The following is a 9426-nucleotide window of genomic DNA, read 5'->3' as shown; positions in this document are numbered from 1 at the left end:
TTCAGCGTCGAGCTGATCGCGCCGATCGCCATGGAAGAAGGTCTGCGCTTCGCCATCCGTGAAGGCGGTCGTACCGTCGGCGCCGGCGTGGTTGCCAAGATCATCGCCTAATCGGAGACCGACATGCAGAGCCAGAAAATCCGCATCCGCCTGAAGGCCTTCGACTACAACCTGATCGACCGTTCCGCCCAGGAAATCGTCGAGACCGCCAAGCGCACCGGCGCCGTGGTCAAGGGTCCGGTGCCGCTGCCGACCAAGATCGAGCGTTTCAACGTGCTGCGTTCGCCGCACGTGAACAAGACCTCGCGCGACCAGCTGGAAATCCGCACCCACCTGCGCCTGATGGACATCGTCGACCCGACCGACAAGACCGTCGATGCGCTGATGAAGCTCGACCTGCCGGCTGGCGTCGATGTGGAGATCAAGCTGCAGTAATCGCGGAACGACGGCGTCGTGAGGTGTAAGTGCTTGCGACGCTTGAGTTTTTCGTGATAGAGTTGCGGACTCGCCCTTTCCGGGCGAGTCCGCTTTTGTTTTAGAGTCTGCCGGTCAATCGTAATCGGCACCTGCAAAAGGAAATAACCATGAGTCTTGGTCTTGTCGGTCGCAAAGTCGGCATGACCCGCGTCTTTGCCGAGGATGGTGCTTCCATTCCGGTGACGGTGCTGGACATGTCCGCCAATCGCGTCACGCAAATCAAAACCGCCGAAACCGACGGTTACACCGCCGTTCAGGTTGCATTCGGCACCCGCAAGGCTAACCGCGTCAACAAAGCCGAGGCGGGTCACTTCGCCAAGGCTGGCGTCGAGGCAGCCAGCGTGCTGCAAGAGTTCGCCCTTTCCGCCGAAGAGCTGTCGAAGTTCAAGGCCGGCGACACCCTGTCCGTTGAAGTCTTTGCCGTGGGTCAACTGGTCGACGTGACCGGCACCTCGAAGGGTAAGGGTTTCTCGGGCGTGATCAAGCGTCACAACTTCTCTTCCAACCGCGCGTCGCACGGTAACTCCGTGTCGCACAACAAGCCGGGTTCGATCGGTCAGGCGCAGGATCCGGGTCGCGTGTTCCCGGGTAAGCGCATGGCAGGTCAGTACGGTAACGTCAAGTCGACCGTGCAGTGCCTCGAGATCGTTCGCGTTGACGCGGAACGTCAGCTGCTGCTGGTGAAAGGTGCCGTTCCGGGCGCCACCAATGGCAACGTGGTCGTGCGTCCTAGTGTTAAGGCGGGTGCGTGATGGAACTGAAAGTTATCAATACCCAAGGTCAGGCCGTCGAAGGCCTGCAGGCATCCGACGCGCTGTTCGGTCGTGATTACAACGAAGCCCTGGTTCACCAGCTGGTGACCGCCTACCTCGCCAACGCGCGCAGCGGCAACCGTGCCCAGCTGACCCGCGCCGAGGTGAAGCACTCCACCAAGAAGCCGTTCCGTCAGAAGGGTACCGGTCGTGCCCGCGCCGGTATGACTTCGTCGCCGGTGTGGCGTGGTGGTGGCCGTGCGTTCCCGAACAGCCCGGAAGAGAATTTCAGCCAGAAGGTGAACCGCAAGATGTTCCGTGCCGGTATCGCGACCATCCTGTCGCAGCTGGTGCGTGAAGAGCGTCTGGTGGTCGTGGACGACCTGGCGGTCGACAGCCCGAAAACCAAGGAATTCGCTGCCAAGCTGAAGACCCTGGGCGTCGATCAGGCACTGTTCATCACCAAAGAGCTGGACGAAAACCTCTATCTCTCGTCGCGCAACCTGCCGAACGTTCTGGTGATCGAGGCTCAGCAAGCTGACCCGTACAGCCTGGTGCGTTTCAAGAAGGTCGTGATGACCCGCGATGCCGTGAAGCAGTTTGAGGAGCAGTGGGCATGAATCAAGAACGTTTGATGCAAGTTATCCTTGCTCCGGTCGTTTCCGAAAAGAGCACCCTGGTCGCTGAGAAGAACCAGCAAGTGGTGTTCCGCGTGGCTGGCGACGCCACCAAGCCGGAGATCAAAGCTGCCGTTGAACTGCTGTTCAACGTGAAGGTTCAGGGTGTCAGTACCGTGAACGTCAAGGGCAAGACCAAGCGTTTCGGCCAACGTTTCGGCCGCCGCAAGGACTGGAAAAAGGCTTACGTCAGCCTGGTGCCGGGTCAAGAGATCGACCTGACCGCTCCGGCTGCTGCCGAGTAAGGGAGATAGAGCATGGCTCTCGTAAAAGTAAAACCGACGTCCGCTGGCCGTCGTGGCCTGGTGAAGGTTGTCAATCCCGACCTGCACAAAGGCGCGCCCTACGCCCCGCTGCTCGACAAGCAAAACTCGACGGCCGGTCGTAACAACAATGGTCGCATCACCACCCGCCACAAGGGCGGTGGTCACAAGCACCACTATCGTATCGTGGACTTCCGTCGCAACAAGGACGGCATCCCGGCCAAGGTCGAGCGTCTCGAGTACGACCCGAACCGCACCGCGCACATCGCGCTGCTGTGCTACGCCGACGGCGAGCGCCGCTACATCATCGCCCCGCGTGGCGTGAAGGTCGGCGCCGTGCTGCTGTCGGGTTCGGAAGCGCCGATCAAGGCGGGCAACACCCTGCCGATCCGCAACATTCCGGTCGGTACCACCATCCACTGCGTCGAGTTGCAGCCGGGCAAGGGCGCCCAGCTGGCGCGCTCGGCCGGTGCTTCGGTGATGCTGCTGGCTCGCGAAGGCGCCTACGCCCAGCTGCGTCTGCGCTCCGGCGAGATCCGCAAGGTGCACGTCGATTGCCGTGCCACCGTCGGCGAAGTCGGCAACGAAGAGCACAGCCTGCGCAAGATCGGCAAGGCCGGTGCGAACCGCTGGCGCGGCATCCGTCCGACCGTTCGCGGTACCGCGATGAACCCGATCGATCACCCGCATGGTGGTGGTGAAGGTAAGACCGGCGAAGGCCGCGTGCCGGTTAGCCCGTGGGGTACGCCTGCTAAGGGCTACCGTACCCGTCGCAACAAGCGTACGAGCAACATGATCGTGCGCCGTCGCTTCTCGAACAAAGGGTAATTGACACATGGCACGTTCGCTGAAAAAAGGCCCGTTTGTTGATCTGCACCTGTTGAAGAAGGTCGACGCCGTGCGGGCAAGCAACGACAAGCGTCCGATCAAGACCTGGTCGCGCCGTTCCACCATCCTGCCGGACTTCATCGGTCTGACCATCGCGGTTCACAACGGCCGTACCCACGTTCCGGTTTACGTTTCCGAGAACATGGTGGGTCACAAGCTGGGTGAATTCTCGCTGACTCGTACCTTCAAAGGCCACGCGGCCGATAAGAAGGCGAAGAAGAAATAAGGTGATGCGATGAGAGTCTCTGCAAAACTGTACAACGCTCGCCTGTCGGCCCAGAAGTGCCGCCTGGTGGCTGATCTCGTTCGCGGCAAGCCGGTCGATCAGGCAATGAACATCCTGGCCTTCAGCCCGAAAAAAGGTGCTGCCATCCTCAAGAAAGTGCTGGAGTCGGCGATCGCCAACGCCGAGCACAACGAGGGCGCGGATATCGATACCCTGAAAGTGGCCACCGTGTTCGTGGACAAGGGTCCGAGCCTGAAGCGCTTTACGGCCCGCGCCAAAGGTCGCGGCAACCGTATCGAAAAGCAGACCTGCCACATCACGCTGGTCGTGGGCAATTAAGGGGTAAGCAATGGGTCAGAAGATTCATCCGACGGGTTTCCGTCTTGCTGTCAACAAGAACTGGTCCTCGAAGTGGTTTGCGAATTCCCTCGATTTCGCAGGCATGCTGAAGCAGGACATCGAAGTTCGCGAATTTCTGAAAAAGCGCCTCGCTCACGCTTCCGTGGGTCGCGTGACCATCGAGCGCCCGGCCAAGTCCGCCCGCATCACCATTCACAGCGCCCGTCCGGGTGTCGTGATCGGCAAGAAGGGTGAGGACATCGAGCTGCTGAAGCAGGAGCTGCAAAAGCGTCTCGGCGTGCCGGTGCACGTGAACATCGAAGAAGTGCGCAAGCCCGAGATCGATGCGCAGATCATCGCCGACGGCATCGCCTCGCAGCTCGAGAAGCGCGTGATGTTCCGCCGTGCGATGAAGCGCGCGATGCAGAACGCGATGCGCATGGGCGCCCAGGGCATCAAGATCATGTCCTCGGGTCGTCTGAACGGCATCGAAATCGCCCGTACCGAATGGTATCGCGAAGGCCGTGTGCCGCTGCACACCCTGCGCGCCGACGTGGACTACGCGACCTCGGAAGCGAAGACCACCTACGGCATCATCGGTATCAAGGTGTGGGTGTACAAGGGTGAGCTGAAGCCGGGTCAGGTTCAGGCCGTGCCGGCGGCTCCGGAGAAGAAATCCAGAAAGGCAGGTGGTCGAAATGCTGCAGCCAACTAGACTCAAGTACCGTAAACAGCAGAAAGGCCGTAACACGGGTATTGCCACCCGTGGCAACAAGGTCAGTTTCGGCGATTTCGGTCTGAAAGCGGTTGGCCGAGGCCGTCTGACCGCGCGCCAGATCGAGGCGGCTCGTCGTGCGATGACCCGTCACATCAAGCGTGGCGGCCGCATCTGGATCCGCGTGTTCCCGGACAAGCCGATCTCCTCGAAGCCGGCCGAAGTGCGTATGGGTAACGGTAAGGGTAGCCCTGAGTACTACGTGGCTGAAATCCAGCCTGGCAAGATGCTGTATGAAATGGATGGCGTCAACGAGGAACTCGCTCGTGAAGCTTTCCGTTTGGCCGCAGCCAAGTTGCCGATCCCGACTGTGTTTGTAAATAGACAGGTAGGCCAGTAATGAAAGCGTCCGAACTGAGAGCTAAAACCGTCGACGAGCTGAAGGTAGAACTGCTGAGCCTGCTCAAGGCCCAGTTCGCGCTGCGTATGCAACATGCTACCCAGCAGCTCGCCAAGACCAGTGAACTGAGCAAGGTGCGTCGTGACATCGCGCGCGTTCGCACTGTTCTGAAAGAAAAGGCGGTTTAAGATGAGCGAAACCAAGGTGGTCCGCACGCTGACCGGCAAAGTGGTCAGCGACAAGATGGATAAAACCGTAACCGTGCTGGTCGAGCGCAAAGTGAAGCACCCGATCTACGGCAAGGTGATCCGTCGTTCCAAGAAATTCCACGCACACGACGAAAACAACGAGTATCGCGCAGGCGACGTGGTGGTGATCAGCGAATCCCGCCCGCTCTCGAAGACGAAATCGTGGGTGGTAACCGCACTGGTCGAGAAGGCTCGCCAAGTGTAAAGCTTGCAGAGGGGGTGACCCCTCTGTATAATGGCCATTTTCCCGCCTAATCCTCTGGGCGGGATTCTGCCCTGACGGGCTCCAAGACTGGCCGTTTGATACGCCGCGTAGCATTGCTATAGCGGCGTTTCATCTAGGTTCCGGCGCTGCAACTGGCGCCGTGGCCGGATGAAAGTGACGGATGAAGTTGGAGAGAAAGGTAATCTCATGATTCAAATGCAGACCATGCTTGAGGTCGCAGACAACACTGGTGCGCGCTCGGTTATGTGCATCAAGGTGCTGGGCGGCTCCAAGCGTCGCTACGCAAGCGTGGGCGACATCATCAAGGTGAGCATCAAGGACGCCGCGCCGCGCGGTCGCGTCAAGAAGGGCGACGTGTACAACGCTGTGGTTGTGCGCACCGCCAAGGGCGTGCGTCGTCCGGACGGTTCGCTGATCAAGTTCGACAGCAACGCCGCCGTGCTGCTCAACACCAAGCTTGAGCCGATTGGCACCCGCATCTTCGGCCCGGTGACCCGCGAACTGCGTACCGAGCGATTCATGAAGATCGTGTCGCTCGCTCCGGAAGTGCTGTAAGGGAGAGATTGATGCGAAAAATCCGCAAAGGTGACGAAGTCATCGTCATCGCCGGCAAAGACAAAGGCAAGCGCGGCACCGTTCTGCGCGTGCTGGAAGACAAACTGGTCGTCGAAGGCGTGAACATCGCCAAGAAGCACCAGAAGCCGAACCCGATCCGCGGCGTGGCCGGTGGTATCGTCGAAAAGACCATGCCGCTGCACGTCTCGAACGTCGCCATTTTCAACCCGGCCACCCAGAAGGCTGACCGCGTGGGCATCAAGCTGCTGGAAGACGGCCGCAAAGTGCGCGTGTTCAAGTCCAGCGGTGAAGTCGTTGGCGCGTAAGGAGTGAACATGGCACGTCTCTACGATTTTTACAAAAGCAGCGTCGTTCCCGAGCTGGTCAAGCAGTTCGGCTACAAGTCCGTGATGGAAGTGCCGCGCATCGAGAAGATCACCCTGAACATGGGTGTCGGTGAAGCGGTTGCGGACAAGAAAGTGATGGAATTCGCCGTCGGCGACCTGGAAAAGATCACCGGCCAGAAGCCGGTGGTGACCACCGCCCGCAAGTCGATCGCCGGCTTCAAGATCCGCGATCACTACCCGGTCGGCTGCAAGGTGACCCTGCGTCGCGAACGCATGTACGAATTCCTGGATCGTCTGGTGACCATCGCCCTGCCGCGCGTGCGCGACTTCCGTGGTGTGTCGGGCAAGTCTTTCGACGGCCGCGGCAACTACAACATGGGTGTGCGTGAGCAGATCATCTTCCCGGAAATCGAGTACGACAAGATCGACGCGCTGCGTGGTATGAACATCACCATCACCACCACCGCGAAGTCCGACGAAGAAGCCCGCGCGCTGCTGGCTGCGTTCAAGTTCCCGTTCAAGGGTTAAGCACATGGCAACACTTGCACTGATTAACCGTGAAAAGAAGCGCGCCAAGCTCGTCGCCAAATACGCTGCCAAGCGTGAAGAGCTTCTCGCCGTCATCAACAACGCCAGCCTCTCGGATGAAGAGCGTTTCGAGGCCCGCCTGAAGCTTCAGAGCCTGCCGCGCAACGCCAGCCCGGTGCGCCAACGCAACCGTTGCGCCATCACCGGCCGCCCGCGTGGTGTGTTCCGTAAATTCGGCCTGGGTCGCAGCAAACTTCGTGAAATCGCCATGAAAGGTGAGATCCCGGGTGTTGTGAAGGCCAGCTGGTAATAGGAGAAAACGAATGAGCATGCATGATCCTATTTCCGACATGTTGACCCGCATCCGCAACGCCCAGCGCGCTTCGAAGGCGGCCGTTTCCATGCCGTCCTCCAAGCTGAAGCTGGCGATTGCCAAGGTGCTGAAGGACGAAGGCTACATCGAAGACTTCGCCGTGTCCGGCGAAGAGAAGAAGCCGTCCCTCGACATCCAGCTCAAGTACTACGCTGGTCGTCCGGTGATCGAGCGCATCGAGCGCGTTTCGCGTCCCGGCCTGCGCGTGTACAAGGGCACCTCGGACATTCCGAAGGTGATGAACGGCCTGGGCGTGGCGATTCTGTCCACCTCCAAGGGCGTGATGACCGATCGCAAAGCGCGCGCAGCCGGTATCGGCGGCGAGCTGCTCTGCTTCGTGGCATAAGGGAGGGTGTAATGTCTCGCGTAGCTAAGAATCCCGTCGCGATCCCGGCCGGTGTCGAAGTGAAATTCGGCGCCGCCGAGGTGACCGTGAAAGGCGCGCTTGGCACCCTCAGCACCCCGCTGTGCAACGAGGTGGAAGTGAAGCTGGAAGACAATCAGCTGACCTTCGCGGCCAAGACCGATAGCAAGTTCGCGCGTTCCATGTCTGGTACCCTGCGCGCGCTCCTCAACAACATGGTGACCGGTGTGTCCAAAGGCTTCGAGCGCAAGCTCCAGCTGGTGGGCGTGGGCTATCGTGCCCAGGCTCAAGGTGACACCCTGAACCTGTCGCTTGGTTTCTCCCACCCGGTGGCCCACAAGATGCCCGAAGGCATCACCGTGGCGACCCCGACTCAGACCGAGATCCTGATCAAGGGCGCTGACAAGCAGCGCGTGGGTCAGGTGGCCGCCGAGATCCGCGCTTACCGTTCGCCGGAGCCCTACAAGGGCAAGGGCGTGCGTTACGCCGACGAGGTGGTGGTTCTGAAAGAGACCAAGAAGAAGTAATTGAGGCACTGAAATGGACAAAAAACAAGCTCGACTCCGTCGCGCACGCAAAACCCGTGCACGTATTGCAGAGCTCAAGATGGTGCGTCTTAGCGTGCATCGCAGCAACAGCCACATCTACGCGCAGATCATCGACGCTGCTGGCGATCGCGTGCTGGCTAGCGCTTCCACCCTCGAGGCCGATGTTCGCTCGGCCGTCGGCAACGGCGGCAACGTGAGCGCTGCGGTGGCCGTGGGCCAGCGCATCGCCGAGAAGGCCAAGGCCGCCGGCATTGCCCAGGTCGCGTTCGACCGCTCCGGCTTCAAGTACCATGGCCGCATCAAGGCCCTGGCAGACGCTGCGCGCGAGCACGGTCTGGAATTCTAATTCGGAGTGAAGAATGGCTAAGCACGAAATCGAAGATCGCGGCGATGGTCTGATCGAGAAGATGATCGGCGTCAACCGCGTCACCAAGGTGGTGAAGGGTGGCCGTATCATGGCCTTCTCGGCACTGACCGTGGTTGGCGACGGCGACGGCGGCATCGGCATGGGCAAAGGCAAGTCGAAAGAAGTGCCGGTCGCCGTGCAAAAAGCGATGGAACAAGCGCGTCGCAATATGGTGAAGATCCCGCTGAAGAACGGTACCCTGCATCACGCGGTGCTGGGCAAGCACGGTGCGACCACCGTGTTCATGCAGCCGGCCAAAGAGGGTAGCGGTGTGAAAGCCGGCGGCCCGATGCGTGCCGTGTTCGAGGCGATGGGCGTCCGCAACGTCTCGGCCAAGGTGCATGGTTCGACCAACCCGTACAACGTGGTGCGTGCCACGCTGGACGGCCTGCAGAAGATCTACACCCCGGCGCAAGTGGCTGCCAAGCGTGGCCTGAGCGTGGAAGACATCCTGGGAGTTGAGCATGAGTGATGCAAAAACTGTCAAGGTGACTCTGGTGAAGAGCCTGATTGGTCGCATCGAGTCCCACAAAGCGTGCGCTCGCGGTCTGGGTCTGAAAAAGATCCGTCAAACCGTCGAAGTGCTCGATACGCCGGAAAACCGTGGCATGATCAACAAGATCAGCTACCTGATCAAATGCGAGGGCTAAATGGAACTGAACACCATTAAACCCGCCGCGGGTTCTACGCATGCCAAGCGTCGCGTGGGTCGCGGCATCGGCAGCGGCCTCGGCAAGACCGGCGGTCGCGGTCACAAGGGCCAGAAAAGCCGTGCCGGTGGCTTCCACAAGGTCGGCTTCGAAGGCGGTCAGATGCCGCTGCAGCGTCGCCTGCCGAAGCGTGGCTTCAAGTCGCTGACCGCGGGCAAGACCGCCGAAGTGCGTCTGTCCGAGCTGAACCTGCTGCCGGTGGACGAGATCGACCTCCTGGTGCTGAAGCAGGCTGGCGTGGTGCCGGCCGGTGCCGACGTGGCCAAGGTCATCCTGTCCGGCAAGGTCGAGCGCGCGCTGAAACTGCGTGGCATCTCGGCGACTGCCGGTGCCCGTGCGGCGATCGAAGCCGCCGGTGGTAGCTTCATCGAATAAGGCGCACCT

The 9426-nt window shown here is 60.5% G+C and carries 22 protein-coding genes; all 22 read left to right on the top strand.

Going from position 1 to position 9426, the window contains the following annotated elements; translation table 11 throughout:
• Window positions 1-111, top strand: a 111-nt coding sequence (locus EV683_RS11345; RefSeq protein ID WP_131862843.1) for an EF-Tu C-terminal domain-related protein, incomplete at its 5' end; no start/stop codon positions are given.
• Between the two features lie 12 nt (window positions 112-123).
• Window positions 124-435 (top strand): 30S ribosomal protein S10, encoded by a 312-nt coding sequence (gene rpsJ / locus EV683_RS11340; protein ID WP_017507377.1) that lies wholly within the window; start codon window positions 124-126, stop codon window positions 433-435.
• Between the two features lie 149 nt (window positions 436-584).
• Window positions 585-1229, top strand: a complete 645-nt coding sequence (gene rplC / locus EV683_RS11335; protein WP_066613160.1) for a 50S ribosomal protein L3 — start codon at window positions 585-587, stop codon at window positions 1227-1229.
• Complete coding sequence (gene rplD, locus EV683_RS11330; protein ID WP_131862842.1) at window positions 1229-1849, top strand: 50S ribosomal protein L4; 621 nt, start codon at window positions 1229-1231, stop codon at window positions 1847-1849. Before rplC ends, rplD begins: the two co-directional genes overlap by 1 nt.
• Complete coding sequence (rplW, locus tag EV683_RS11325; protein ID WP_066613162.1) at window positions 1846-2151, top strand: 50S ribosomal protein L23; 306 nt, start codon at window positions 1846-1848, stop codon at window positions 2149-2151. The genes rplD and rplW overlap by 4 nt, the downstream gene beginning before the upstream one ends.
• 12 nt (window positions 2152-2163) lie before the next feature.
• Entirely contained in the window at window positions 2164-2997 is an 834-nt protein-coding gene (gene rplB / locus EV683_RS11320; RefSeq protein WP_066613164.1) for a 50S ribosomal protein L2, read from the top strand.
• A gap of 7 nt (window positions 2998-3004) precedes the next feature.
• The gene (gene rpsS / locus EV683_RS11315) at window positions 3005-3283 is read left to right on the top strand and encodes a 30S ribosomal protein S19 (protein WP_066613166.1); all 279 of its coding nucleotides are present in this window, start codon (window positions 3005-3007) and stop codon (window positions 3281-3283) included.
• Window positions 3284-3292: 9 nt separating this feature from the next.
• Window positions 3293-3622, top strand: coding sequence for a 50S ribosomal protein L22 (gene rplV, locus EV683_RS11310; RefSeq protein WP_066613169.1), 330 nt, complete (start codon window positions 3293-3295; stop codon window positions 3620-3622).
• A gap of 10 nt (window positions 3623-3632) precedes the next feature.
• Window positions 3633-4337, top strand: coding sequence for a 30S ribosomal protein S3 (gene rpsC / locus EV683_RS11305; RefSeq protein WP_066613172.1), 705 nt, complete (start codon window positions 3633-3635; stop codon window positions 4335-4337).
• Window positions 4321-4737 (top strand): 50S ribosomal protein L16, encoded by a 417-nt coding sequence (rplP, locus tag EV683_RS11300; RefSeq protein WP_066613175.1) that lies wholly within the window; start codon window positions 4321-4323, stop codon window positions 4735-4737. The genes rpsC and rplP overlap by 17 nt, the downstream gene beginning before the upstream one ends.
• Window positions 4737-4925, top strand: coding sequence for a 50S ribosomal protein L29 (gene rpmC, locus EV683_RS11295; RefSeq protein WP_066613178.1), 189 nt, complete (start codon window positions 4737-4739; stop codon window positions 4923-4925). Before rplP ends, rpmC begins: the two co-directional genes overlap by 1 nt.
• A 1-nt stretch (window position 4926) precedes the next feature.
• On the top strand, window positions 4927-5190 hold the full coding sequence (gene rpsQ, locus EV683_RS11290) for a 30S ribosomal protein S17 (protein WP_066613181.1): 264 nt from the start codon (window positions 4927-4929) through the stop codon (window positions 5188-5190).
• 207 nt (window positions 5191-5397) lie between these two features.
• Window positions 5398-5766 carry a 50S ribosomal protein L14 gene (rplN, locus tag EV683_RS11285; RefSeq protein WP_066613184.1) on the top strand — a complete coding sequence of 123 codons (369 nt, stop codon included), beginning with the start codon at window positions 5398-5400 and terminating at the stop codon, window positions 5764-5766.
• 11 nt (window positions 5767-5777) lie between these two features.
• Entirely contained in the window at window positions 5778-6092 is a 315-nt protein-coding gene (gene rplX, locus EV683_RS11280; protein WP_066613188.1) for a 50S ribosomal protein L24, read from the top strand.
• A gap of 9 nt (window positions 6093-6101) precedes the next feature.
• Window positions 6102-6641 carry a 50S ribosomal protein L5 gene (gene rplE / locus EV683_RS11275; RefSeq protein WP_066613191.1) on the top strand — a complete coding sequence of 180 codons (540 nt, stop codon included), beginning with the start codon at window positions 6102-6104 and terminating at the stop codon, window positions 6639-6641.
• Window positions 6642-6645: 4 nt separating this feature from the next.
• A complete protein-coding gene (gene rpsN / locus EV683_RS11270; protein WP_082824202.1) occupies window positions 6646-6951 on the top strand; it encodes a 30S ribosomal protein S14 in 306 nt (101 codons plus the stop codon).
• Between the two features lie 13 nt (window positions 6952-6964).
• Complete coding sequence (gene rpsH / locus EV683_RS11265; RefSeq protein ID WP_066613200.1) at window positions 6965-7360, top strand: 30S ribosomal protein S8; 396 nt, start codon at window positions 6965-6967, stop codon at window positions 7358-7360.
• 11 nt (window positions 7361-7371) lie between these two features.
• A complete protein-coding gene (rplF, locus tag EV683_RS11260) occupies window positions 7372-7905 on the top strand; it encodes a 50S ribosomal protein L6 (RefSeq protein WP_066613203.1) in 534 nt (177 codons plus the stop codon).
• 13 nt (window positions 7906-7918) lie between these two features.
• The gene (rplR, locus tag EV683_RS11255) at window positions 7919-8272 is read left to right on the top strand and encodes a 50S ribosomal protein L18 (RefSeq protein ID WP_066613206.1); all 354 of its coding nucleotides are present in this window, start codon (window positions 7919-7921) and stop codon (window positions 8270-8272) included.
• Window positions 8273-8285: 13 nt separating this feature from the next.
• A complete protein-coding gene (rpsE, locus tag EV683_RS11250) occupies window positions 8286-8804 on the top strand; it encodes a 30S ribosomal protein S5 (RefSeq protein WP_066613209.1) in 519 nt (172 codons plus the stop codon).
• Window positions 8797-8982: a 50S ribosomal protein L30 gene (gene rpmD / locus EV683_RS11245; protein WP_066613212.1), complete on the top strand. Its 186-nt coding sequence runs from the start codon at window positions 8797-8799 to the stop codon at window positions 8980-8982. The genes rpsE and rpmD overlap by 8 nt, the downstream gene beginning before the upstream one ends.
• A complete protein-coding gene (gene rplO, locus EV683_RS11240; protein ID WP_066613214.1) occupies window positions 8983-9417 on the top strand; it encodes a 50S ribosomal protein L15 in 435 nt (144 codons plus the stop codon).
• The last annotated feature ends 9 nt before the right edge of the window (window positions 9418-9426 follow it).

Source organism: Crenobacter luteus (assembly GCF_004345725.1).
In the GTDB taxonomy this organism is placed as follows: Bacteria; Pseudomonadota; Gammaproteobacteria; order Burkholderiales; family Chromobacteriaceae; genus Crenobacter; species Crenobacter luteus.
This window is presented reverse-complemented; position numbering and strand designations above follow the sequence as displayed.